This window comes from Anaerobacillus sp. (assembly GCF_046314235.1).
Classification (GTDB): domain Bacteria; phylum Bacillota; class Bacilli; order Bacillales; family Anaerobacillaceae; genus Anaerobacillus.
The window spans coordinates 119,366-146,004 of sequence record NZ_JBKBWN010000009.1 but is presented as its reverse complement, the minus strand read 5'-3'; the positions used below and the strand labels follow the sequence as shown (position 1 = coordinate 146,004).

At 36.8% G+C, this 26,639-nt stretch carries 22 protein-coding genes and 1 riboswitch; of the genes, 16 read left to right on the top strand and 6 right to left on the bottom strand.

Annotated features, from left to right (window positions below):
• Positions 1-82 precede the first annotated feature (82 nt).
• The 10 genes from ACK4M9_RS14205 (at position 83) to ACK4M9_RS14160 (ending at position 15,019) form a co-directional block, all read left to right on the top strand.
• Entirely contained in the window at positions 83-1,705 is a 1,623-nt protein-coding gene (locus ACK4M9_RS14205) for a DUF6382 domain-containing protein (protein ID WP_409851796.1), read from the top strand.
• A gap of 5 nt (positions 1,706-1,710) precedes the next feature.
• On the top strand, positions 1,711-2,685 hold the full coding sequence (locus ACK4M9_RS14200) for a PP2C family protein-serine/threonine phosphatase (RefSeq protein ID WP_409851793.1): 975 nt from the start codon (positions 1,711-1,713) through the stop codon (positions 2,683-2,685).
• A gap of 21 nt (positions 2,686-2,706) precedes the next feature.
• Entirely contained in the window at positions 2,707-3,474 is a 768-nt protein-coding gene (locus tag ACK4M9_RS14195) for a PP2C family protein-serine/threonine phosphatase (RefSeq protein ID WP_409851791.1), read from the top strand.
• A 21-nt stretch (positions 3,475-3,495) separates the two neighbouring features.
• Positions 3,496-5,439 (top strand): protein kinase domain-containing protein, encoded by a 1,944-nt coding sequence (locus ACK4M9_RS14190; RefSeq protein ID WP_409851790.1) that lies wholly within the window; start codon positions 3,496-3,498, stop codon positions 5,437-5,439.
• Between the two features lie 16 nt (positions 5,440-5,455).
• Positions 5,456-5,896 (top strand): hypothetical protein, encoded by a 441-nt coding sequence (locus tag ACK4M9_RS14185; RefSeq protein WP_409851787.1) that lies wholly within the window; start codon positions 5,456-5,458, stop codon positions 5,894-5,896.
• A gap of 13 nt (positions 5,897-5,909) precedes the next feature.
• Positions 5,910-12,017: an Ig-like domain-containing protein gene (locus ACK4M9_RS14180; RefSeq protein ID WP_409851784.1), complete on the top strand. Its 6,108-nt coding sequence runs from the start codon at positions 5,910-5,912 to the stop codon at positions 12,015-12,017.
• Between the two features lie 399 nt (positions 12,018-12,416).
• The gene (locus ACK4M9_RS14175; protein WP_409851781.1) at positions 12,417-12,914 is read left to right on the top strand and encodes a DoxX family protein; all 498 of its coding nucleotides are present in this window, start codon (positions 12,417-12,419) and stop codon (positions 12,912-12,914) included.
• 121 nt (positions 12,915-13,035) lie between these two features.
• A complete protein-coding gene (locus ACK4M9_RS14170) occupies positions 13,036-13,635 on the top strand; it encodes a TetR/AcrR family transcriptional regulator (protein WP_409851778.1) in 600 nt (199 codons plus the stop codon).
• 387 nt (positions 13,636-14,022) lie between these two features.
• Positions 14,023-14,520 (top strand): DoxX family protein, encoded by a 498-nt coding sequence (locus ACK4M9_RS14165; RefSeq protein ID WP_409851776.1) that lies wholly within the window; start codon positions 14,023-14,025, stop codon positions 14,518-14,520.
• Between the two features lie 337 nt (positions 14,521-14,857).
• The gene (locus ACK4M9_RS14160) at positions 14,858-15,019 is read left to right on the top strand and encodes an LPXTG cell wall anchor domain-containing protein (protein WP_409851774.1); all 162 of its coding nucleotides are present in this window, start codon (positions 14,858-14,860) and stop codon (positions 15,017-15,019) included.
• Positions 15,020-15,225: 206 nt separating this feature from the next.
• Here ACK4M9_RS14160 and ACK4M9_RS14155 read toward each other — a convergent pair whose 3' ends face one another.
• The 5 genes from ACK4M9_RS14155 to ACK4M9_RS14135 all read right to left on the bottom strand — a co-directional run bounded on the left by ACK4M9_RS14155 (position 15,226) and on the right by ACK4M9_RS14135 (position 18,640).
• Positions 15,226-15,861 (bottom strand): class D sortase, encoded by a 636-nt coding sequence (locus tag ACK4M9_RS14155; protein WP_409851772.1) that lies wholly within the window; start codon positions 15,859-15,861, stop codon positions 15,226-15,228.
• Positions 15,862-16,851 (bottom strand): processed acidic surface protein, encoded by a 990-nt coding sequence (locus ACK4M9_RS14150; RefSeq protein WP_409851770.1) that lies wholly within the window; start codon positions 16,849-16,851, stop codon positions 15,862-15,864. It lies immediately after the preceding gene.
• A 144-nt stretch (positions 16,852-16,995) separates the two neighbouring features.
• Positions 16,996-17,256: a hypothetical protein gene (locus ACK4M9_RS14145; protein ID WP_409851767.1), complete on the bottom strand. Its 261-nt coding sequence runs from the start codon at positions 17,254-17,256 to the stop codon at positions 16,996-16,998.
• A gap of 285 nt (positions 17,257-17,541) precedes the next feature.
• On the bottom strand, positions 17,542-18,021 hold the full coding sequence (locus tag ACK4M9_RS14140; protein ID WP_409851765.1) for a VanZ family protein: 480 nt from the start codon (positions 18,019-18,021) through the stop codon (positions 17,542-17,544).
• 25 nt (positions 18,022-18,046) lie between these two features.
• Positions 18,047-18,640 carry a hypothetical protein gene (locus ACK4M9_RS14135; protein ID WP_409851762.1) on the bottom strand — a complete coding sequence of 198 codons (594 nt, stop codon included), beginning with the start codon at positions 18,638-18,640 and terminating at the stop codon, positions 18,047-18,049.
• A 321-nt stretch (positions 18,641-18,961) separates the two neighbouring features.
• Positions 18,962-19,045: riboswitch (cyclic di-GMP riboswitch) on the top strand.
• A gap of 38 nt (positions 19,046-19,083) precedes the next feature.
• Between ACK4M9_RS14135 and ACK4M9_RS14130 the strand changes: the two genes are divergently transcribed.
• The gene (locus tag ACK4M9_RS14130) at positions 19,084-19,221 is read left to right on the top strand and encodes a hypothetical protein (RefSeq protein ID WP_409851760.1); all 138 of its coding nucleotides are present in this window, start codon (positions 19,084-19,086) and stop codon (positions 19,219-19,221) included.
• Between the two features lie 657 nt (positions 19,222-19,878).
• Here the strand turns inward: ACK4M9_RS14130 and ACK4M9_RS14125 are convergent.
• Positions 19,879-20,031, bottom strand: a complete 153-nt coding sequence (locus tag ACK4M9_RS14125) for a YwzD family small protein (RefSeq protein WP_409851756.1) — start codon at positions 20,029-20,031, stop codon at positions 19,879-19,881.
• Positions 20,032-20,376: 345 nt separating this feature from the next.
• Here ACK4M9_RS14125 and ACK4M9_RS14120 point away from each other — a divergent pair, with 345 nt between their 5' ends.
• From ACK4M9_RS14120 to ACK4M9_RS14100, 5 genes are all read left to right on the top strand, one after another.
• Positions 20,377-21,633, top strand: coding sequence for a cytochrome c3 family protein (locus tag ACK4M9_RS14120; RefSeq protein WP_409851754.1), 1,257 nt, complete (start codon positions 20,377-20,379; stop codon positions 21,631-21,633).
• A 32-nt stretch (positions 21,634-21,665) separates the two neighbouring features.
• Positions 21,666-22,874 carry a NapC/NirT family cytochrome c gene (locus tag ACK4M9_RS14115; RefSeq protein WP_409851751.1) on the top strand — a complete coding sequence of 403 codons (1,209 nt, stop codon included), beginning with the start codon at positions 21,666-21,668 and terminating at the stop codon, positions 22,872-22,874.
• 14 nt (positions 22,875-22,888) lie between these two features.
• On the top strand, positions 22,889-23,662 hold the full coding sequence (locus tag ACK4M9_RS14110; RefSeq protein WP_409851748.1) for a tetratricopeptide repeat protein: 774 nt from the start codon (positions 22,889-22,891) through the stop codon (positions 23,660-23,662).
• Positions 23,663-23,683: 21 nt separating this feature from the next.
• The gene (locus ACK4M9_RS14105; RefSeq protein WP_409851745.1) at positions 23,684-24,661 is read left to right on the top strand and encodes a 6-bladed beta-propeller; all 978 of its coding nucleotides are present in this window, start codon (positions 23,684-23,686) and stop codon (positions 24,659-24,661) included.
• 87 nt (positions 24,662-24,748) lie between these two features.
• Positions 24,749-26,464, top strand: a complete 1,716-nt coding sequence (locus ACK4M9_RS14100; RefSeq protein WP_409851743.1) for a cytochrome c3 family protein — start codon at positions 24,749-24,751, stop codon at positions 26,462-26,464.
• The last annotated feature ends 175 nt before the right edge of the window (positions 26,465-26,639 follow it).

Genomic DNA, 26,639 nt, shown 5'->3' with positions numbered 1-26,639 from the left:
AAAAAATAAGAATGTATAGGCGTTTTTACTACTTGATGTCTAGCTTCAAGCGCTTTTCTTATTACAAAGGAGGTACGCTACTATGAACCAAACGATCTATAATCTCCACTACGATTTTGAACAACAAAATGGGAATTACATCGTTTTTTTACGTGATGGTGAGCAAAATATCCATACGAATGATCTAGCGAAAATCCAAGTGAAAATGCTTCAAGCAAATTCGATTGATAGAGTTCTTCCTTTAGAAGTGGAGGAAATGGATTTTCAAGTGAAGCTTTATTATAATTTCGCAGCGAAGAAGATGTTATCACATAAGTTGCGTGAAAATAAATTAACGATCGATCAATATTACAACCTACTTTTTCAAGTCGTATCGGTAATCGACAAAAGTAAAGAATATATGCTAAGTGAGCAAAATTATATTTTAAATGAAAATCTGATTTTTACGGACAAAGATATTACCGATATATACCTAACATATCTACCGTTAAGTAAAGTTCCTGATAAGCCTAGTTTGAATAATGAACTTAGGAACTTAATCATCAGTCTGATGTCGCATATTATGGAACTGAGAGGCGATGGTATTCAAAACCTCATCAACTATTTAAGTGATCCTAGTTTTAATCTAGGAGAATTAAAAACAAAGCTAGATGCATTAAGAAAGCAATCAGCGAGCCTACAAGCTCCATCAATGCTAGCAAATATTCCGGTGACGAAGCAAGAACCAGTAAATAGTCCTCCTAGTCAAGTCGATATCATTCCGCAAAAAAGCGTACCGTCACCACAGCAGCAAAAACAGCCTAATCCAAAATCAACCAACAAAGGCATTAGCCATAAAAAAGCGCCGAAACCTAGTCATACTAATCCTGAAGTCAAACCACTAGCAACTAAAAAGCAAGCTGCAAAAGCAGAACCGAAAAATAAGCTCATCATCGTACTAGCTCCGACAGCGATTGCGATTGCGGCCATTTGGAAGCTATACGAAATGAGACCAGAAGAAGGGATGCTTTATATTTGTGCAGGGTTAAGCTTATTAGCGTTAACGGTTGCCTACTATATCTTAGCCGTTCGTAAACCAAAGTCTACGGATGAAAATGTTGAAGTGATCAATGAAAGCAATGAAAACTCTCAAGTTAACAAGAAACGACCAAAAAATAAAAAGCAACAACCAAGTAGTCAAGAGGTTGAAGCGGCTAATGCTTATCAAGGACAGAAGGTTGAAGTAGCTAACGCTTATCAAGGTCAGAACCTTGAACCGACGCTCCAACAAGCAGCAGCTGTCGACAATAGTCATTATTTTGATCATTTACATAATCAAACAACGCTGTTGTCAGAACCAGACTATGAGCCAGACGCAACCGTGCTTTTAAGTGGTGAAAACTTAGCTCCATCCGCACAACACGGGCCGATTCCTTTTCTTGAGGTAAATCGCAATTCTGGCACAGAAAAAATTCAGATTACTAAATTGCCATTCGTTATCGGACGAAATCCAGAAAAAGCCCAGTATGCTGAAAAAACGGCGGGTGTCTCAAGAACTCATATCGAGTTTGAGAAGAATGGTGAGAACGTCGCAGTCCGGGATTTAGGTTCGAAAAATGGAACAGATCTCAACGGTCAGAGACTGGTCCCTTACAAATTACACATGCTACAAGACGGCGATCAAATAAAAGTTGGAAAAGTCGTCTATACATTTAAAACGGGGTAATGATCATGAGCCAAATGCAATCTTCATTCAATTTCGGGCTCTCGACGCATCCGGGTGTAGTTAAGAAGAATAACGAAGATAGTGTCTTTCTAAAGCTAGATCGTGATGTTGATGGTGAAGAGATAGCCATTATGTTAGTCGCTGATGGGATGGGTGGATATCATGCTGGTGAGGTAGCTAGCAAGCTAGTCACTGACACAATTCACAATTGGTGGCAAGAGCAAAATAGGTTCATTTTTGAAAGTGACAAGCCATTAGCATTAATGGCTACCGAAATAGAAAAGCTGTTACACGATATGAACAATAGCTTAATTGAAAGAAGTCAATGGAGAAAGATTGGGACAACGGTTTCGTTACTCGTCTTATTAAAAAATTCTTATCTAATCTGTCATGTAGGTGATAGCCGCATTTATCATATTTCATCATCTGAAGTAACGTTATCAAGTGATGAAGAAACAGAAGATGTATGCAAGTTAGATCGTGATGAAACGGAAGAATTACAGCAACAAACTGAAACGATGCCACTAGCTGAAACTGGAGGACTAACTCAATTAACTGAAGATCATTCGTGGGTCGAGCTGCAACTGAAAAATGGTCTGATTACCGAAGCGGAAGCACAAAGTCATCCGCAGAGAAATGTGTTGTTGCAATGTTTGGGTATTAAAAATCAAGTGAAGCCATATATAACAAAGGGTAGTTATAAAGTGAATGATTTGTTTCTATTGTGTAGCGACGGGTTTTATACCCTTTTTACGAAAGATGAGATCGAACGATTACTACAACCGCTACACGATAAATATGAAGACCTCCAACAGATTAGCGACCATTTAGTTGAATTGGCTAATCAACGTGGAGCAAAAGACAATGTTACTGTAGCGTTACTAAGACAACGGTATGTTAGTGAAAAACGCGGCATCAAGAAGTTTATTTCGAAATTAATTAAAACAAGATTTAGCTTTAGTTCGGGAGAAAACCAGTAAGAAAACTTAGGCGGTGGTCGTTTGGCTTTTTTAGCAGCTTATCATACTGATATCGGTACAAAAAAATCAACTAACCAAGATGCGTTACTTTTAAAAACGGCGAAAACGCCAAAAGGGGAAATCGGACTTTTTGTCGTTTGTGATGGAATGGGAGGATTATCTCACGGTGAGTTGGCGAGTGCTACAGTCATTAGGGGATTGTCAGAGTGGTTTGACCAAGAATTACCAGAACTAGTTTACAACGATACTCTTGAAGAACTCGTTTGCTTGAAGCTAGAAGAATGTCTAAAGGTACTTAATGAAAAGATTCTTCAATACGGAAATAATGCCTATATCCAATTAGGAACGACAGTAACCGCATTACTAGTTGTTTATTCTACCTACTATATTGCTCAAATTGGTGATAGTCGAGCTTACAGGATTGATCGAAAGCTAGAGCAATTAACGAAAGACCAAACATTAGTGGAACGAGAGCTTGAGCGTGGCAACATCACAGAACAAGAGGCAAACGTTCATCCAAAGCGAAATGTCCTTTTGCAATGCGTTGGCGCATCAAAAGAGATTGACGTTGTTTTCACATCGGGAGAAATTGAAGCGGGAACATTATACCTCCTTTGTTCAGATGGATTTCATCATCAGTTATCAAAGGAAGAACTATACAATCATTTTAAACCCGGATTATTTTCTAATGAACAACAGATGAAGGAAAAGATCATTGAGGTCATCGATCTCGTAAAATCAAGGAATGAAAAAGATAATATCTCTGCGTTAGTCACAGTGATCCAATAGTTTCAAAAAGGAGGTGCCGATGTGCTAAAACCGGGAAGTCTTGTCGATGATCGCTATGAAATCTTAAAGGAAATTGGCCGAGGTGGAATGAGTATCGTCTATCTTGCGATGGACAATCGCTTAAATAAGTCTTTAGTTGTTAAAGATATTCGCAAGCGAGCCAACAGTGATGACCAACTCCTAATCAATAGTTTAGTGTTAGAAGCGAATATGCTGAAAAAGTTGGACCATGGATCACTCCCGAAGATCTATGACATTATTGAATCAGAAGGCGATATTTACGTTGTCATGGATTATATCGAAGGAGAATCTTTAAAAGAGAAAGTCCAAAGAGAAGGAACGATAGCAGCTAATCTCGTTGTCAACTGGGCCGAACAACTAAGTGATGTTTTAAGCTATTTACATACGAGAAAGCCGAACGCAATTATTTATCGAGATATGAAGCCTGATAATATTATGCTGACGCCAGAAGGGAAAATAAAGCTGATTGACTTTGGTATTGCAAGAGAATACAAGGTTGATAGTTCAAGTGATACAACGAATTTAGGGACAAAGTCATATGCGGCACCTGAACAAATCTCAGGAAAGCAATCGGATGCAAGAACAGACATTTATAGTCTAGGTGTGACTCTCTATAATCTAGTGACTGGAAAAAGCTTGAATGAACCGCCATTTGAGTTAAAACCAATAAGATACTGGGATCCATCCTTACCAGAAGGCCTTGAGCACATCATTTTAAAGTGTACAAAGTCAGAGCCAAATGACCGTTACCAAAGCTGTGAAGAACTGTCCTATGACTTACTAAATATCAACAAATTAACGAGAGGGTATAAAAAGAAGCTTATGAAAAGCTTGGCGCTTGCCTTAGTACCGTTTGCTCTATTTATCACCTTCACGACGTCAACCGTTGTCGGTTATACAGGAATGAAGAATGAACAATTTCAAGATTATATGAACTTAGTCAATGAGTCGAGCAGATCGATCATCAATGGTGACCATAGCCGCGCGATCGAATTATTGGAACTAGCCATTGTTGAAGTTGATAGAAGAAGATCTGAGGCCTATATTAACTTATTAGATTTATATATTAATAGAGACGAAACTAACGCGGGTCTTGCAAAGATAGAAACTTTTATGAGAGATAACTACGGAAGAATTAATCAAAATAACGAAGTCTTATTTAAAGTAGGGATGACCTATTTTGATTTAAAAAGGGATTACCATACAGCACTCACCTATTTTCAAAAAGTGAATGAAAAAGAGATCCCCGATGTTCAGTACTATAAAACACTAGCGTTAACAATGGGAAGTATGAATATCGACTACGATGAGTTTTCTGAGTATTTGTTATCTTTCAAAGAGTACAATGATACGTTACCGAACGGTTCGAAACGAATTGATAATTATAATTCTCTCGCAAACATTTATATTTCTTATAAGAGTCAAATTCCCGAAGCGAATACACTTACAATTGCTGTCGTAGAAACAGCGAAAGAACTATTACAGCGCTTAGGTGATGAGACATTGCAATATCGCTATGAGATCGACTTCGAGGAAAAGTTAGCACAGGCCTATCACAGTCGCGGCGTAAATTCACAAGATCGTGCAAGTGCCCGAGATGATTTCCTTCAAGCAATCGAACATTATTACCAGTTAATTGATTTAGAAGTGACCGATGCTGAGGAAGCATATGTAAGAATCGGAGTGATTTACACAGAGATGGGCGATCATTTTAAGGCAATTGAACAGTTTAATTCGATAATTAATGGAAATCCCAATCATTTAGGTGCTTACGTGAGATTAATTGATTTACTGCTTGATATTGAGCAAAGCAAAAGTGAAGATGCTAGAAATTTTTCAGAAGTGAATCGTAAGTTTGAAAATGCAAGCGAAATTAGCGGCGCTGAGAATAACGAGAGATTTAAAAAACTAAAGAGAAGACTAACGAACTTTAACATTTTGTAAAAAAGGAGGGGAACAGTTGACAAACCAAGTGTTGTTTTACGGCGGCTTGGCTGGGATGGTATTTACACTGCCGATCACAATCTATGTTTTTATTAAACTAAACATGATCCAAGTCATTAGTGATTTAACAGGGGTTAGACTTGGTAAAACAATGAAACAATTACCGAGGCGCTATGGCAAAACAAAGGAAATATCAGAGAAACGAGTAACGAATGAAATAAAATTAAAAAGAAAAGAAGTTGCTGCAGCTAAAACAGCTGGTTTTCATGAAGAAACGACGCAATTACTTGATGAGTCGGAGGATTATACGCAATTGTTAGCGGAGTTCAATGATGAAACGAGTATTTTAACAGAAGACAACGATGAAACATCATTATTAATAGACGATGCTAGCCGAGTCTATTTCAACAAAGAATTGGACGTCATCATCGTTCATGCTCAAAACCGAATTGAATAGGAGGTAGAGAATAGTGGTTGAAAAAATTCGTAACAACAAAAAGAATTTCACCTGGGTCTTTGTGGCTGTACTACTTTTTACTGCAATTATTTTTAGTGGGCAAGTGTTTTCAGTTGCTGAGCATGATCGCTTTATTCAATTTAAAAACTATCAGGTATTAAACCTAGGTGAAAAATCTAATGATGTGCAATGGTTTGATAATCAAAGCACAATCTCTTTTTACATCAACTTAGAGGATGACTTTCAAGAAGGGTTGCAAAAAAGGCCATTTCAAGTTTCAGCTGAGTACGATGGGAAGTCTATTCCTAATGGGAAGATTACATACAAAGAAGAAGTGAATGGAGTCTTTCGAGTTAGCATTGATACTGGTGGCAGTGAAGTCGGAGAGTTAAAAGTTTTTGTCAATATCAATGAAGGTAACGAATGGGACATTGATACGAAGTACTCAACGCAATTCAATATTATTAAAGATCAGCGTCTTCCTAATGTAATGATTAAAGGTGTGGCTGATGGTGCCTTTATTTCTGACAAGGAGGAATATCCAACGATTAAAATTGATGTAATTGAAGATTACTCGACTTCGAACAAAGTAACTGTCACAAGAAACGGAAATAGTTACGAGGGTGATTTTCCAACTGAGTGGGTTAAAGATGGAACGACGTACTCGCTAGCTCACCAGTTTACGATCAATGGCGAATATAAGCTTGTAGTTGAAGCGAAAGATGCTGCTGGCAACGTCACCAGTGCTTCAATCGAATTTACGATTAGTAAAAAAGTTCCGACCTTAAGTGTGGAGGGCTTTGAGAATAACGGCTATTTCAAGCCAAACAAAAATGTAGCCATTTCAGTTGATAGTGATATTTATATTGAGGCATCTGCAGTAACAATAAAGCCTCCTAATGGCGATCCAATTGAAAAAAATTTAGTTGTGAGTCAGACGAAAACGAGAGCAACTGAAACCCATGATTTCGATCAAGATGGTAAATACGAGTTAATTGTTGTCGTTTCAGATAAGCACAAAAATGGTCGGAAGCAATATACATTAGAGCCGGTCAGCTTCACGATCGATGGCGACGAGCCTGTTATTCAACTAGATTTAAAGAATGATAAGGTAGTTGATGATAATTACTATAAAAGTGATGTACCATTAGAAGTTACGATTACAGATCAACACTTAGCAGAAAATACGATTGTAGTTACAAAGGATGGGGGTGCCTACCGCGTTCCAAATTTTGAAGTCAATGGAGATGAAGCTAGATTAAATTATACCTTCAGTGAGACAGGTCAATACACGGTAACAGTTACTGCAAAGGATAAAGCGCAAAACTCAGCTTCTAAAGAGGTTAGCTTCACGATTAATAAAAATGGCCCAGAAATTGATGTTGAGTTACCAGATGACGAAGCTGTCAATCAATCTTTCTACAATACAGCAGTTCCGCTAAAGGTTAACGTTATAGATCGAATGCTAAATGAAAATTCAATTAAAGTAACAAAAGATGGCAAGGAGTACAAACTTCCGAATGATCTGTTTACGATTATTGGAAATCTCGCTACTCTTAACTATACGTTCAATAATGAAGGGCGTTATGAAATAACCGTTACTGCCAAAGACAGTGCAAACATCGTTTCAACGAAAAAGGTTCATTTTACAATTGATAAGACGAAGCCAGTCATCGACGTTGAGATTAATAATAAAGGCGTAGGTAATCAGAAATTTCACAAGAAAGCGGTACCTGTTGAGGTCACGATTACAGATGAGAATTTCGATTTAAATACGATTTCAGTGAAGAAAAATGGCAGTGAGTATTCGCTAGCTAACACAGACTTTCATATTAATGGCAAAGTGGCGACCTTAAATTATACGTTTAAAGATGACGGGAGCTATGAAATAGTTGTATCTGCGATTGATAAAGCCGGAAATCGTGCCGTTGATCATATCATTGATTTCGTCATTGATAGTGGATTTGAGAAGTTAGACATTGATATCGAGAACCCGAATGTCGAGAATGGGCACTACTATCAAGCCGATGTTCCTATCGCCGTTTCGATTAAGGATAATCATTTATCAAGCCAAACGATAAGCGTAACAAAAAATGGTGAAGTCTACGAAAATGTCAGTGATGATGATTTCGTTAAAAATGGCGCTTGGACAACGCTGAACTATACATTTAGTGACCCTGGTAACTATGAAGTCACAGTTACCGCTACAGATAAAGCGAACAACTCGAAAACAAAAACAGTCAATTTTACAATTGATAAACAAGATCCATTAGTAGAAATCGAACTGAAAAATAACCAGGTCAAAAACGGCTTTTTCTACAAAGCAGAGGTTCCTGTAGAAATAATCGTTACAGATGAAAACTTAGATAAAAATCTGGTCTCAGTTAAAAGAAACGGACAGAATTATCCGTTGAAGGACACTGATTTTTCTATTGAAGCGGGTAAAGCTGTGATGAATTACAGCTTCAAAGATGAGGGCAACTATGAAATAACCGTTACAGGCATTGATAAAGCTGGGCGCAGTAAAACTAGTGAGCTAGTACATTTTACAATTGATCAGACAAAACCACTGATTAAGATTGAGAATAAAAATAAAATTGCTAGAAATGAAACGTACTATCAAGCTGATGTCCCTGTAAAGGTTACGGTTACTGATGTCAATTTAGATGTAAATACAATTACAGTAACGAAAAATGGCGTTCAATTTCCGCTTTCCGGTACTAATTTTGTGATTGATGGCCATGAGGCCGTATTAACGTACACCTTTAGTGAAGAAGGTGATTATAAAGTAAAAGTCACGGCAACTGATAAAGCAGGAAATGATGCGATTGAACAAGCGCTTGATTTTACGATTGATAAAGAAAAGCCTGAAGTAGAGCTTAACATCGAAAATCCTGATGTAAAAGGTGGTCACTTCTACCAACAGGATGTCCCAATCTCGGCTTCGATAAAGGATCTTAATCTTGATCTTAATACGGTTGTCGTTAAGCGAAATGGCGCAGTATATGGAAATAGTGATTTGAAATTTATTGAGGATGGTACGATTGCGACCCTTCATTACACTTTTAACTTAGAGGGGAACTACGAGGTAACGGTTACTGGTGTTGATAAAGCTGGAAATGAACAAAAGCAATCTGTCCATTTTACGATTGATAAAACGAATCCAGATATTAAGATTGATGTTCAAAATCCAAATGTGAAAAATGGTAAACATTATAAAGCGAACATCCCGGTAGAAGTTACGGTTACAGATGAAAACTTAAATATTCAAACGATCTCTGTAACAAGAGATGGAAATAGCTATCAATTAGCAGATGCTGATTTTATCCTTCAAGGCAATAAAGCCGTATTAAATTACTCCTTTACGAAAGAGGGAGATTACGAAGTTACGGTAACGGCTACTGATAAAGCAGAGCGAGGCCCAATTTCGAAAGTCGTTAATTTCACTTTAGATAAGCAGGCTCCAACGATCGACATTCAAGTAAGTGACCTAGACAAAGGCCCTTACTATAACAAAGACATTACTCCTGTTAAAGTAGCTGTGACGAATCGCGATCTTAATTTAGATGTCAACAAAATTGAGGTTAAAAGAAATGGCGTCACATATGAAAATAGTGGATTGAAATTTATTCAAGGTGATGATAAGTCAGTTGCAACACTCAGTTACGGTTTTACAGAAGAGGGCGATTACCTCGTTTTAGTAACTGCAATTGATAAAGCGGGCAATAGCAAAGAGCAAAGCATCGAATTCACAATCGATAAAACTCTACCAAAAATTGAGTTTGACCTGAAAAATAAGGACGTTAGTAACAGTAAATATTACAAAGCGGACCTTCCTGTTGAGGTTACAATTACAGATACAAACTTAGAAAAAAATACAATTAAAGTAACACGAAATGGGAATGCGTATGCAGATGTGAAGAGTGGTGACTTTGTCGTCTCTGGTCGTAATGCGAAGCTCAATTATACCTTTACTCGGGAAGGTGATTATGTCATTACCGTTGAGGCGACAGATAAGGCTAGAAATCAATCGCTAAGAACGATCGAGTTTACGATCGATAAAACGACCCCGACTTTAGCAATTTCTGGTGTTGAAAACAGTGAGCACTACAACAAAAACAGAGACCTAAAAGTAATAGTTAATGATACGAACATTGATGTAAGCAAAACAGAAATTACCGTTACAAGAAAAGAAACGCCAACAGCACCTGCTAGAGCTTACCAAGTTGGTCCATTTAGCCTTTCAAACAATAATACTAGAGCTTCATTAAATTACAGGTTTACAGAGGAAGGGATTTACACCATCAATTTACGCTCAACCGATAAAGCAGGCAATCGCCAAGTTCATGATGAAATCACGTTTGTCATTGACAAAACGAAGCCAATTTTAAAAATTGATGGTGTCGAGCATAACTCGTTTAACCCAACGGATAAGCGCGTAACCTTATCGATTGATGAATTGCATCATCTAACGAATACGGTACAATTAACAACAACAAGAGATGGTGCAGCTTATAACATGGGGACATGGAGCAATACTGCGAAGGTGTCTAATCTTAGTCATCATTTTACCCAAGAGGGGCTATATACAATTACGTTTATAGCAACCGACAAAGCAGGGAATGGACCAGTTACAGAAACGAAAACATTCACAATTGATAAAACGAATCCAGTTATTGAGATTACTGGGGTAGAGAATAACGAGTATTACAATGTTGATAAGCCTGTGAGAGTACAAATTAAAGATGTGAACTTAGATGTAAACAAAATGATCGTAACGAAGGACGGGGTAAATTATCCTGTTGGTAACTTTACGGTCAATAACAATGTTGCATCATTAAGCCACAATTTCTCTCAGGAAGGTCGTTACGAAATTTTTGTAGAAGCAATTGATAAGGCAGAGAACCGAACTGAACAACGAATGATGTTTACCATTGATAAAACAGCACCAGTCATCACACCGAAATTTAGAGGTGAAGACCGAGTGATTGTTGATGGAGAATACATCAATAGAATTTTTACACCACAGTTCGTCCTTGACGAAACGGAAGATACGATCGTTTCTGTCATATTAAATGGTGGTAGTAATATGGGCAATAGCGTTCCTATGGCATCTACAGATATGGTTTACAATTATAGTGTTGTTGCTGTAGATAAAGCAGGAAACGAAACGAAGCTACAAATTAGTTTTACACTTGATACAACGATGCCGGTGTTAGATATTTCTGGGATCATCGAAGGGTACTTTAACGAAGATAAGACGCCAACGATCACTTATTCAGACTTGAACCTTGATCCATCACGTACAAAGGTTACCTTAAATGGCCAGACTTTTGAAAGTGGCACAAAGCTAGATCAAGAAAAAGACTATATTTTAGAAGCGATCATTACAGATTTGGCGGATAATGTAACGAAACGGACGATCCACTTTACCATTGATAAAACGGCACCGACGATCAAGTTCGTTGAGCCAATCAATCAAATGTATTTTAATTCTAGTTTAATACCGAATTTCTTGATCGAGAGTTTAAGCCCATATGAGATTATCGCCCTTACTTTAAATGGCAGCCCATATAATCTTGGAGATCCAATTGAACAAGAAGGTAAGCATGTGCTTTTCTTTGAAGTGAAAGATAGAGCTGGGAACATTAAGCAACTTAGTGTTGAATTCATGATCGATTTAACACCACCTCGAGTTGTTTACGAAGGGGTAGTAAATGGTCAGACCTACTATGAGCCGTTGGATATAACGATTCGATTAGATAATCCGCTTGATACGATTAGCTCAGTTATCATTAAGACGATTAACGGGGACTTAATTACAGGCGAAATAGTAGAAGTTAATGGTTCCCAGACAATTACAACAACATTGTCGGAGATTAATAATTATGAAATTGTTATCGAAGCATTTGATGAGGCTGGCAATGAAACAACGTATGTGCTAAATTTTGAAATTGCCAATAAAGGTATGTTGATTAAGTATTACGAAAACAAATCACTTTTTGGTGGTTCGATTGTATTTTTACTATCAAGTGTAGCGGCGGGAACAGTTTACTTGAGAAGAAGGAGACTTAAAGTGAACGAGGATGGACCAAGAGAGATCATCGAGAAAATAGACTAATTTATTCAGTGGTGCCAGACACCTATAAATAAAATCATAGTGTCTTAAACTTTACGTGTACTTAAATTCATTGGACTGACGCCAATCAATTTAAGTACACTTTTTTTATTTACTAGTAGACTAAAGTACACCGTTTGTTACTGTCTCATGGCGCTTTGCCGCAATGGAGCGAGGGAATTAGCTTTAGCATAGTAAACACCATTCACATATTGTTCACTGTTTCACAATAAGATGTTCACAACTAGGCCGGTCGCTAAGAAGTGACTCGTTATATACTATGAGTAAGGATAGTTAGTGATCACTAACCGACAAACTATTAAACAATAACTTCACCTTTTTCATTACCGATCACTCACTACCAAACAAACTATCAAACAAACGATGAGGAGATGATCCATAATGGTCATGAATTTTTTAAGAGAAAATAGAATTGCAGCCGGAATTTTAACATTTTTACGTTTATATCTAGGGTGGAGTTGGCTAAAAGCTGGCTGGGGGAAAGTAACAGGTGACCCATTCAACGCAGCAGGTTATTTAAATGGAGCGGTGAACAATCCAGTAATGAGTCAAGATCAAGTTGTTTATCCTACGTATGTAGCATTTTTAGAGAATTTTGCTCTACCTTATGCAGATTTGTTTAGCTTTATGGTTGCGTGGGGAGAAGTTCTTGTAGGTCTTGGTTTAATTGTTGGAGTTTTAACAACTTGGGCAGCATTCTTTGGGATTGTCATGAACTTTGCTTTCATGTTTGCAGGCACAATTTCAACAAATCCTTGGATGATTTTAATTACGTTCTTCATCTTGGCAGCTGGTTACAACGCAGGTCGATTTGGTGGCGATCGTTGGGTATTGCCATATCTAAAAGGATTAATTTTTAAAAGTCGTAAACGACAATAAAGAAACTTTGGTCGAGAAGCACGAGTCGTTTGACGAATTCGTGCTTTTTATGTATAAAATCACACAGAGATTTCTCCTAAAAAGAGATATGCTTTAACTGGTTTACAGTTAGGAGGAGTGAATGATGGTCGATAATTGCCAACTCGAAATGTCAACGGAAGATAAAATATTATCTGCAGCAATAAATTTAATGGAACAAAAAGGATATAAAGCAGTAACGATGAAGGAAATTGCCCATACCGCGGGTTTCAGTGAAATGACATTGTTCCGCAGATTTGGCTCTAAAAAAGCGATTTTAGATGCAGGGGTAGAAAAGTATTCTTATAATATTCCAATGAAGAAAATATTTGATGAACAAATCACCTATGACCTCCAACAGGACTTAACTTTAATTGGTAAAACCTACCATAAATACATGAAGCAAAATGAAAAAGTAGTCATGCTAGCGTTTCAAGAGCGCAATACACATCCTGAGATTGGCAAGAAAACAGCAGAGAACCCGAAGCTGTTAAAGACCTATTTACTGCAATATTTAAAAGAAATGGAACAAAAGGGGAAAATAGAAGCGGCTAACATTGAAGCGAATGTCATGTCGTTTTTATGGATGAACCTCGGCTTTTTTATGGCTCAGTTTGTATCAGGGAAAGAAGTATCAGCGGTAGAAGAAGAGGAGTTCATCCACACTAGTGTCAACATCTTCGCCAAAGGATTGCAAAAATGAATGAATTTGGCTAAACCGACGAATACTATCTCCATAGAAAATAAATATGGCGGCAAAACCATGCCGCCACCGTTCTTCAATCAGGTAGGGGTATTCGCAGAAAGAAAAAAAGAACCGTTTGGTGTTTGATTTCTTAGCGTTTTTTTGTAACCTGTCCTGCGGTCTTAATAGGACAGTTACGTGGATTTCAGTGTTTTGAATTCACATCTTAGTCACCGTTTCACAATAGGATGTTCACAAATGAGAGAGTCGCTAGGGCGAAAAACATTATATACTGTTAGTGAAGATAGTTAGTGATAACTAACAAACATTTAGCAATCATTCATAACTAACTACTTTAAAAAGATCAATAAACTAGCAACTAATATATTAAGGAGATGATCGTTTATGTTTATCGAATTTTTAAGAACTAATAAGATCGCAGCCGGAATTTTAACATTTTTACGTATATATCTAGGTTGGAGTTGGCTATCTGCTGGCTGGGGCAAAGTAACAGGTGACCCATTCAACGCAGCAGGCTATTTAAATGGAGCGGTGAACAACCCAGTAATGAGTCAAGAGCAAGTCGTTTATCCTACGTATGTAGCATTTTTAGAAAACTTTGCGCTACCATATGCTGATATGTTTAGCTTTATGGTTGCATGGGGAGAAGTCCTTGTAGGTCTTGGTTTAATTCTTGGAGTTTTAACAACTTGGGCGGCATTCTTCGGAATTGTCATGAACTTTGCTTTCATGTTTGCAGGCACAATTTCTACAAATCCTTGGATGGTTTTAATTACAATCTTCATCTTGGCAGCAGGCTACAATGCAGGTCGATTTGGTGGTGACCGTTGGGTAATGCCTTACCTGAAAGGGAAAATTTTCAAAATGCGAGAAAACAGATAATTAAAGCAACCAAAAAGCACGAAGTCACTTAGGTGACTTCGTGCTTTTTATGTGGTGCCAGGCACCGTTCTGAAGCATCCTAACTTGTAACTATTCCACCCTACCAAAGAGAAAGATGCGCCCCGATTGATAAACGTAACACTAATTTGTACCTTACTGATAAGGGTTTGCTCCCTACCGAGGGGGAATAGTGCTCTAACCAAGTACTAATACATCATAGCAAGTCGCAAATATAGTGGGGTTGTTAGATACATACCAGTGGACGGTGAAGATCCGGTAGATGGAGAAGATCCAGTTGATGGCAAAAAAACAGTAGACGGGAAAAAGCCAAGCAAAGATGATAAAACCAAGTAAAGATGACAAGAAGTCGGGTAAAGATGGTAAAAAGCTTCCTAATACAGCGACCGACAATTACAATTACTTGATATTAGGACTAATCCTCCTCTTTGCAGGAATTGCGATGTATTTCGTGAAGAGAAGAAAAGTGGCTGGTAACTAACGTCATAAAGATTTAGCTTGTAAAGATTGACTATTCTTTCTTTTTGATAGAACTAGAAAAATAAGAGGCTACCCCAGAAGTGTCAACTCTCCGCAAACTACTACAAGTAGATAAGTATGTTCTACACGATCTATTTAAAGCAGTGGTGGTGACTGACACTTTGCTATTGGGATAGCCTCTTTTGATTGTTGGTATAATTTTTTTTATCATTTCCCATCTATTTGTTGCTGCACTAACTGAGCTTCGAGTATATAGCGTTCAGGTGCAGAACCGATGAAATCAAATGGATAACAGGTCGACACTGTTAAGGTAGCACGAGGCCTAGGGACGATAACTGTACGATCATCAGCATCTACGATTCTTACTTTTTTCACTCGATAAGTAAATTCTCCTGCGGATGTTGTGACAATTAACAAATCCTTTTCTCCGACTTCGCCTAGACGCCTAAACACAGTGTCACGGTGCCCTGATAAAACCGAATTGTCAAGCTCACCTGGTAAGACGCTCCCCATAAAGTGTCCAACACCCTTTTCTAGCTCATCTTCATCTGTACCATGATATATTGGTAAGTTTGCTTCCAATTTTGGAATGTACAAATTACCGATTAAGTCACCTTTATTTGGGCGTTCTGGATACAATGAGGCTTCATTATTAGCCTTTACAACCTCCAAAGTTTCCTCTAGCCCTTCATAGAGATCAATATTCCCAGATTTAAACAGGAAATATCCTTTAATGAATTTAAAGCCGTTCGTCCCAGTAAACCAGAGCCCAGTGACGATGAGGCAAACTGAGATGGAAAGAAGAATCAATTTCTTGATCCTTCTTTTTTGGCGCTTATCCATTTATACGGTTCCTCTGATCCGAATTTTGCGGAAAAAGATAAATCCAGCAAAAGCAGTAAATAGACCTAAAAGCGAATTTTGTAGATAGTTAGAAGCTGTTTTTGGTAGTTTAGCTCCTTTTTCTGTTTTCACAGATTTCTTTTCTTTCTGTTTTTTAACAACTTCCTTTAGGTCGCTTCCCGTATCAGTAATTAAATCGATACCGAATAATTCAGCTGTTAAAAGGATGTCAGCAAGGAATTCACCTTCAAGATTATAAAATTCAATTAATAAATCATAACCATTTGTCGATGTCATTTTCATTAAATCAAGCAATGAAACTGAAATTTTTTCGTCACCTTTGACGAAAAAGAACTTAGCTTCTAATTCAAACAATTGAAGTAATTCTTTGAAAATAGCTGCAAGCTCAGCCAATTGTTCAGCTTCTAACTCTAGAGGGCTGTCTAAGTCTTCGAATTCCTCAAAAGCTTCTAGTCTTTCAAGTAAAACTAGTAACTTAGCTTCGAACTCTTCGTTTTCGATATCTAGCTTTTTAAGATGGGCGATTAGAGCTTCAAACTCTTCATCAGTTAATCCGATCTCTTCAAAAATACCAAAAGCAATATCTTTGAAAAATTCGTCATCCCCGTTTAGATAGAAAAATACTGCAAACTCAAGATCATTGTAAAAATAGTAATCGTCTAAACTCTCACCATGTTCAGCAAGAAGTTCAATCAATTCTTCTAACGTTAGCTCAAATTCTTCTAATAATTGTGCTAAGTTTTCATCTGTTAAGACAGGGCCAAAGAAGTCGCGTAATTCTTCAATCGATTCGAAGTCTTCTAATGTAAGAAAATAAAACCCGAGTTCCTCTACTAGTTCTTCTTTTGACCAATTTAACTCAGTTAGATACTCTTCTAAATCACGTTCTTGGATTGCTGCCGATACGGTAATTGGTAAGGCGGAGAAGAGTAAAATTACTACTAAAAAAGATGATAAAATTCGTTTCAATATAGTTCCTCCTGGATTCAAATTATTAATACTAGATTATTATAATCAAATAATTGGAAATTTAATAGTGGAATTTACCAAAAAACAACAAAAATTTTTGCGAAAAAAAGGGTGCCTGGCACCATATTGAGAGAGTTCTATAAACTATGCCTGTTGTTCCATGAGTGTTTTCGCCTTTTGGATATCTTTTTTGTTAACAACTAAATTTACGAGGGTATCATTGATGAAAATGTCCTGCTCGCTTAATTTACAACGGATATTTTTCCCCTTTAAAAATTGATAGGTTTCATTCAATTTTGATGTATTTTTTTTAGTAGCTGTAGCCAACACTTCCCAGTTGGTAGAAAATATGTACACTAAACTGTAGGGTAGAATAATAACAATTAAGAGATAAACATAAGTCATCGCCAAAACCACCTTTAAGAAATATTGTGATTATATTCACATACTTGTATCTTACTATAATCAAACTTAATTATCGCAAGTAGTTTTTTACCAAATTGTGAAATGTTGAGCAAAGGGAGGTGGAAATACTTTGACAAAAACAAATAAATAAATTCGAGAAAAATGAGAGTTTTATCGATATTTCCCGGAAAATGGTAAGGGACTGTAGAAATATAGTTTATTAAGTCCACGGAGAATGTTTTTGGTTAGATGAACTTGTCTGTCACTGTCGGATGCTAAGGTACATTACAATTTTAAATCTGATTTAGGTGAAAGTTGGCGGCTTTTCTTAATAATAAGAAGTGCCAATGTAATTAGTATAACGAGCGCTGCAACAGAATTTAAAGCTACATCCATTATGCGGCCATCGCGGCCGACTATGAAATACTGATTAATTTCATCACAAAAGCCAACGAGTGTTGTTAATACCCATGCAAAAAGAAAACGAAACGGTAACCGAAAATGTTGAAAATTAGCAAAAAATAGCAGTGCTAAACAAGCATAAACAATAATATGGCCAATTTTTCTATTAGGAACTGTACGATCAGTAAATAAGTTATATGGCTCATAAAACTCACTGTCAGAGTTAAAGAGAAATAACATATCAACTTTACTAGCATATATAGGACGTTCAATCCATGATGTAGGATCTCCAACCGTTAAATTTGGTGAAGATGAAAATAATGCGATCATAATTAATAAATAAAGTAATAAAATTTTTTTCATAGTCACACCTGTTTTTACATGGATTTTAGTTAGTGATCAGTTTCATAAACTCTTTTAGTTGATTCTGTTTTGTTTCTTCATATTCCTTTTTAAATGGAACAGCTTTTTTAGGGGAAAACCCATGCTTTTGTAAATCAGTTTCTAATTGAGCGTACTCTTCTTGAAAAGCAGCATCGACACGATCTTCCAATTTCTTTAACTTCGGATAATATGTCCTGTAAAAGTATATGAGCGATATGCTATCGTCATTTTCTTTCTTCGAAACATAATCCATCATAGCAACTTCAACTAGGTTGGTCATGTCTTGAAATGCCTCTTCTTTTAGCTGGTCAAAACGGGCAGTGTATTGTTCTTTAATTTCACTACTACCAATTAAAGAGCTGCCTTCTTCAATATAGCTCCTGTCAGACATATCACTATTATAATAATTACCTTGGAATTCAGGTGGCAACCCATGACGTTCTTCTTCACCATATTCTAATTCTTGAACAGGGATTAGTGGCTCTTCAAGTTGCTGTTTTTCATATTCAATCTCTATATCAGACTTATTCACCTTTTGCTCAATGGCGAATACTCCACCTAACAGTAGTAGAAATATCATAATATATCCATACTTCACGACTATACCCCTCCATAAAATGATAATTACAGTATGGTCATATAGTAGGGGGAATAAACAAGGTATTATACGAGAAAGACTGAGGCTGCGTTGACTTATAGTTCCTTAGATGTCAACCTACGAGAGTCGATTACAAATTACAACGTGGATTAGACGATAGTCATCACAAACCCTCCTGAAAAAGAAGTTGAATAGTAAAATGGTAATGTTATATTAGGAAAAAATGTAAAATTTTTATTAAAGAATAGTCTATTAGACAGCTAAAAATTATTGAGAGTATAGAGTATAATGGAGCTAATAAATTGATATAACATTACAAACGTACGAAAAGGGCAACCTCAGTGAAAATTGAAGGGCGCAAAGCTTTAGGGGCTAAGTCAAACGATAAGCCAGCCAGCTACCGAACAAAAACCTTCGACGTTTTGTGAAATGGAGGATCTGTAATGGTAAACTTTTTTGCGAAAAAATGGCATAAAATCTTAATGAATTATAACTATACTCTATATCAAGATTGTCTTGATCCAGAAATCAAAGAGCGCTTATTCCAGAAAGCATCATTCTATCAACAAAAACTAAATTAAGATTAAAAAGATACTATTCAATTGTCGTTTCTTGGATAGTATCTTTTTTTATTTGTAAGACCATAAGATTTTCCAATCCCCATCAGTTTCTTCTTTTGTTATGTATACATCTTGTTGTAAAGTGAAGTTTCCGAATTTTTTACTATTAAAAGTTAGCGTTACTGGATATTTGTATACATTTTTAAAAGGTTCACTGTCTTCAGACATCCTCCACTTTTTTAACTTGGTACTTTTCCCAATTTTAAATTGAAAGGTTTCGACTTCAAAATGGTCAAAAAAGATATGGTTTCTTTGTGTGAAATACCATTCCCTTGAGAATTTTTCCTGCATGAGAGGATGAAAGAGAGCGTAAGAGCTCGTGAACTCCTTGCGTTGCTCGTATTTATAAAATTTCTCAACAATGTTTTTGTGTGTTGAAGAAAACAAGCTACTTGAGATAAGAAACAATAGTGCCATACCAACCATGCATATTATTGCTAAACTTAACTTGTTTTTAGTTTTGCGGAGATTTAGCATCTTTTAAAATCAACACCTAATCTTGTTTACTGTTATAGTATGTCTTGTACTGCTTGTCTAATGACTACTCTCTATAGGTGCCTGACACCATAAAAAGATAAAAACTACTAGTGGATGGTCACCGCTAGTAGTTACATTGATTTATGTATTAAAACATTCAACGCTATTGTTTAATAGTAGACGTTCAATTTCCGCAACTACGTCTTTTGACGTCAAATTTTGATTGTTCTCCCCGAGTTTTTGAACCTCTTTCAGGATTAATAACAATTTCTCCTGATTTAGTTGATCGAACATTTCTTTCCTCCTCTTTACAAAATTATTAAGTTTTTCCAAAATTTATTATATGACGAATTATATAAAAATACTACAAGAAATCTAGAAAAATCGTTAAAACTAGTAATAAACATCATAATAACTAAATAGGTGCCAGGTACCAAACTCTTATTAGTTAACTTTCTACTAATATAACGGTAGAAAACATCGCATTCACAATTCGTCCACGATTTCACACGGAAATACACAGTTCACATTATGTTCACCAATATTTTTCACATTGATGCATTATTATAAGGTTAGTAAGTATCCACTAACATCAAAATATTCACATAGATAGTAAAAAAGACTGGGGGCGTCATTGTTGTGGGAAATAATGAAAAAATGACTGATGAAGTCAAAGGTAAAAAAACGGGAGTAATTAAGAGATTATGGAATTGGTTCCGTTCAATTAATTGGAAAGATCCACTAAATAAATGGAAGTTTCTATTTTTCTTAATTGTTACATTCTTTGGGATCGCTTTCTCTACTTACGGCGCTCTTGCGGTAACTTCTACGCAAACTTTTTGCAACAGCTGTCATGAAATGGCACCGGAAAATGTCACCCACTTATCTACTTCTCATAGTGAGGTAAAGTGCACAAAATGTCATATTGAACCAGGATTTCCGCAAACAGTAAAGGGTAAGGTTATGGCACTGAAAGAAGTTTATCGTCATGTGACAAGAACTCAACCTAATCCAATCGCAGTAACTCACGCAGTCAATGATGTTGTTTGTTTAAGATGTCACTCTGTAAATCGTGACATAACTGCAAGTGGTGACTTAGTTGTTGACCATGATAAACACATTTCCAAAGGGATTTCCTGTGTAACATGTCATAGTGGTGTTGCTCATGCAAAAGCAGTGGAACGTGGATTAAACACTAATGATTTATTTGATTATTGGACAATGGATAATGCCGAAGTGTTAGTTACTACAAACTATATAAATCCAAATATGGGAACGTGTATTGAATGCCATGAGAAATACAATGATGGTCTAGAACCTTGGAAAGAAAATAATTATGCCTTAACAATTCCGCCAAATAAATTAGATGAGTCCTATCAAGCGGTACCTTCTAATGTTGTGCTTCAAGAAGTAGTAAAGCAAATGAAGGATGAAGTTGAAATCTCAATGGAGTGTATCACATGCCATACTGATATTGATACGCCAAAGGACCATGAACATAAGCAATGGAATAATAACCATGGAAAAGTTGCATTAGAAGAGTTAGATAAATGTTTGTCTTGCCATGACGAGGATAAATGGCTAAGAAGGGTGCAAACACAGTCAATGGAAGACATCTTTAATACTAGCAAACCAAACTTAGATTTTTATGTTCCAGATATTTTTGTAGTCAAAAGTGAGTCTAGAAAATCAGTGTTTTGTTTTACTTGCCATAGTGAACGGCCAAAGGGGCACCAAACAAGTGATGAATGGTTAACAGGTCATGAAAAGTTCGCTCAAACTGAAGAACAAAAACGTGAATGTTTTGTCTGTCACGATACGAAAAAAGAAGAGGTTTTAACAGCACCGACGGATGTTTATTGTGAATACTGTCATCGTACAGGGTTTAAAAAGTAAAAAAATAAAGGCTTTGAAGTGAGGTGGTCAATATGGAAAATAATGAAACACAAGATGATCAACAAAAATTAGAATTAGAACCTGAACATAGGTACTCAAAGGTGCTGAAAAAGTTTAAGGTAGCTACAATTCTAGTTGTAGGAGTTATTTTGTTAGCATTATCTCTAAATTTTGGTGTTCATGCTACCTCTACCTCAACCTTTTGTTCTAGTTGTCATATGATGGCTCCCCAAGCACTAACTTGGGAAGTATCTTCACACAGTTCGGTAGAATGCAAGGATTGTCACATTGCTCCTGGTATTGATAACTTAGTAGAAGCAAAAATTGGCGGACTTCGGGAGCTTTATCATACAGTTACAGACTCCTATGTAGCTCCAATTAGGATGCCCAGCTTAATTCCAAATGAATCATGCTTAAAGTGCCATAATTTAAGTAATAGGCCTGTTACGACATCGGGAGATATAATCATTGACCATAATATTCACGAGGAAAAAGAGATTAAGTGCGTTACTTGTCATGATGGGGTCGCACACGGAAAAGTATCCGAACGTCGGGTTACTTATAAGAGTGACTATGAGCGATGGAATGCGCAGGTTGCTGAACGGTTTATGTCGGATAAGAAATATACTCGCCCGAAAATGGAAAAATGTATGGATTGTCATGAATTAAGAAATGCACCATTAACGTGTGCAACATGTCACTCGACGGAGATGCTTCCAGAAGATCATCGAACTCAAGAGTTCATTAAAGGTGGTCATGGTTTAATTGCTTCCGAAGAGTTGATGTATTGTGAAAGCTGTCACTCGTACATGTCTAATAAGGTAATTAAAGAGTTTCAAGAAGAAACCCATTATCAAAAGTATATAAATTCAGATAAAGATGAGAAGAAACTTTCGGTGCAACAATATGCAAAGACAAATACGTTTTGCATTGATTGTCACAGCGAACGTCCGAAAAGTCACCAAAGTGCAACTTTCTTTTTCAGTCATGGAAAGAACGCCACAGGTGAAAAAGGAAATTGTTTAACATGCCATGATAATAGTAGATTCTCTGAATCTCCTGTTACAAAAGTTACTTGCGCTTCGTGTCATCCAAGTAATCACCAACATGAATGGAAACAGAAGCACCCTGTTCCTATCTCTTACACACAAAAGTTTGATCAGTCATGTTTAAGTTGTCATGTAGAAACGTCCTGTAGTAAATGTCATACCTACGGTAATCGAGTTGAGGAAGAAAACTAAAGGGAGGGTTTTTTATGGAACAAAATCAAAACAAGGATAAAGAATGCCAAAGAGAGCTAGCGAAACAATTAGAATTAGAACTTGACCGTGAATATAAAAATGAGAAGAAAAAGCAGGTCCAAGAGGAGAGCTCTGAAAATCAACAAATCTCTTCCAAAAAACCTAAAAAGAGATTTACAGTCATCCAAAGTATTCTACTATTAACAGCTACATTGATCTTTAGTACTGGCAGTGGATATGCATTAGGACAGTTCTACTTCTTGGATAGCGTAGAAATGAAACGAATTAATGAACAACTAGAATACTATCAGCAGCGAGTTAAAATTAATCCAAATAGCCTTGAAGATCGTATTGTTTTAGGTTATACGTACTATTTAAAGGGAAATAACAACCATGCTGTTAAGGAATTTAAGTATGTCCTAGATCAGGATGATCAATATTATGATGCCTATTATAATTTAGGTTTAGTATATCTCGAAGAAAAAAAGTATTATGAAGCCTTATCAATGTTTAACAAAACGGTAGAAATTGCTCCTAAAGATTTTAAAGGATATGTCCAAAAGGGGATCGCGTACCGTCACTTAAACTTGTTTGAAGATGCTATTAACTCTTTAATAGAGGCAACCAAGCTTGCCCCCGCCAATGCAGACATTATTTATCAGATTGGTTTAGTAGCAGAGGCACAGGGTGACTATGAAAATGCTATTGAAATTTATAAGGATGCATTGCAGTATGACCCACTATTCGCTAGTGCACTAGAAGCGTTAGATCGGCTGGATAAAAAATAACGTAAAGGTAGGTGAAAGACAATGAATAGATTAACAGTCTACATTGGAATGGCTGCAATTGTGTTAATAAACGTAGTAGTTTTCGGAATGATTTTCATTAACCAGTCACAAGCACTACCATCAGGAATTCAAGGGTTTAATGGTGGTAGCGGTAATGGTGAGGCTAATTTCATCAATCATATATATGGAGATTTTGCCTTAAGCCTTGAAAAGCCGATGGATGTTATGAAAACAAAAGAATTTATATATATAACTGATACAAATAACAAAAGAGTACAAATTTTTGATTTAGCAGGCGAGTTTCTCTTCGCGTTTGGTGAAGAAGGAAGTGAACCTGGTCAATTTAATTTCCCTTATGGAATAGCAGGAGATAATTACGGTAATGTTTATGTCGCTGATATGTATAACGGTGTCATATCAAAGCATGATGCTAAAGGTGAATTTATTGAATACTTTGCCCACGAATTAAGCATAGAGAAAAAGATTAGTTCCCCTGCAGGGTTAAGAATTGTCAATGAGCTTGTTTATGTTAGTGACATTCAAGAAAGCAAAGTTTTAGTCTTGAATATGGCTGGAGAGCTTTTGGTTGAGGTTGGAGAGCAAGGAGACGGTCCAGGGCAATTTATCGCTCCGAATGCGGTTACAGCAGATAACGAGGGGAATATATACGTTGTTGACACAGGAAATCAAAGAGTTCAAACATTTGATGCAGATGGGAATTTTATGAATATGTTTACTGGCTATCCGCTTGAAATAAATGAGTCTCTCTTTGTGAACCCAAGAGGAATCGGTATCAGCTCTAGAGGGATTATCTATGTTGTAAGTAACCTAACTCATATTGTTCATGCCTTTGATAAAGAAGGGAACCACTTAGCTCAATTTGGTGGAATGGGTGAGGGGCCTGGAGACTTATATTTACCTAACGGATTATTTATCGATGAGAAAGACACGATTTTTGTAACAGATACATTAAACCAGCGGGTTTCAATTTTTAAGTAATATTTATGATTATTTAAGGAGGTGGTGTACACACGAGGGGGAGTTCATTCAATTATAAAAACAGAAAAAAGAACGGGAGGGAAACTTATGAAAAAACTTGGTTTTAGTCTATTATTTTCTTTTGTAATGCTAGGTATTTTAGCAACAACAGTATTAGCAAATCCAATTGGTACACCTAATCCTACAGGAGGGTTAAATGCAGAGATTGACCCAGCTGGTGATGTTGGAACATTAAATCCGAATGCTAATGGAACAGGTACTGGAATTAATAACCCAAATGCGTTTGAAGATGTAATCTTATCTCAAGACATGATTGATAATAAAGGTCATCTTGGTGATCAAAAGACACATACTTCATACCAAAACAACACAAACTCGTGTGCGAGCTGTCACCAAACACATACAGCTAAAGCAAGAAACTTACTTTTTGCAGATAGCGCATACCAAACATGTTCAGCTTGTCATGATGGTACTTTAGGATTTTATAACGTATTTGCAAATGGTGAGCAAGCAGGAACGGCAGGTACTTTCGGTGGTACACATTCAGGGAATATGAGTGTCCACTTAGCTAATGGAGCAGTAAAGGTTAAATCTGCACCAGGTGGTAACGCAAATGGTACTGGTTCTTGGGATGGAACTTTTACTTGTGCGAGCTGCCATGCACCACACGGATCTTATAGTGATCGTTTATTACACTACAACCCAAATAACATGGGATTAACTACACCTGATAAAGGTGGGATTTTAGCTTCTAAAATCGATGTAGTTAATTTTGCTGCACGTAACACGGGTGTTTCTGCATCTTCAGATCGTTTTAGAGCTGTTAGAGGAACGAAGACTGAGCACGCTATAACTGATGCGGCATATAACAGTATTCCAGACAATGCAGTTGTAATAATGGTATATGAGAAGAATGCAGCAAATACTGCGTACACTAAGACAACAAATCCATGGTTGTACGGTTATACTACTACGGCTAATGGGCGTGACTACTATTCTCGATTATTTACAGTAACAAAGGATGAAATTGATACAATTATTAACTGGGATCAAGGTTTTGGGACAATTAGAAATTACAGTGCAGCTGCAAACTTTACAAACGCTGTTATTGACCAAAATGATTACCTAAATGGTTCAGGAATTCTAGGATTTAAATATGATAAAGGTTTAGTTTATGCGTATCCAATGACAAATGCCGATGGTACACCTGACTTAAGAGGAGTAAATTTACTAAATGATGCAAAAAGTGCCCATATTGGCCGTGCATATTCAGTGAAATTAAAGCTTGATCCAGTACCAGGTGCACTTTCAAATGTTGTCACAAAGCACGATGTACCTGCATTATGGGGGACTGGTGGAAGTGGTGCAGCCGTATCACAATGGTGCACAACTTGTCACACTGATTACCTATACGCTGCTAGTACAGGCAATGGAAATGATCGTAAGAGTATCCATGGAAACTACAACAATGAGCAATATTTTGGTCATACAACAACAAGTGCCGGATATACTTGCTTACGTTGTCACTATGCTCATGGTACCGATGTGGAAATCATGGTTGATGCAAATGGCGATAACATCAGAGACCTTCAAAAAACGGTAGAAAATGGCGGGAAAGGTTGGACTCGCGATATCGCAGTTGCCTACATGAAAGATAAAAACCCATCTTCGGCGTTAAAGAAATTTACTAACATGACTGGATGTTGGGCTTGTCATAACAGCTCAAAAGCTGGTTCATTGAAAAATACAAATCGTGATCCAGATCATCCGAATGGAATGTTTACTGATCCGTCAAAAAAATAAAACTACCAAATAGCGGCAACTAATTGGTAGCTATACAAAAAAATATCTCAGACTAAAGGATGATTTTCTTCATCCTTTAGTCACTTCTAATAAAATAATAAAGGTTTTTATACAACGCTGCAGTGAAGAATGTCACAGGTGTTACAAAAATCAATACTAGCTGTAATGAATATCG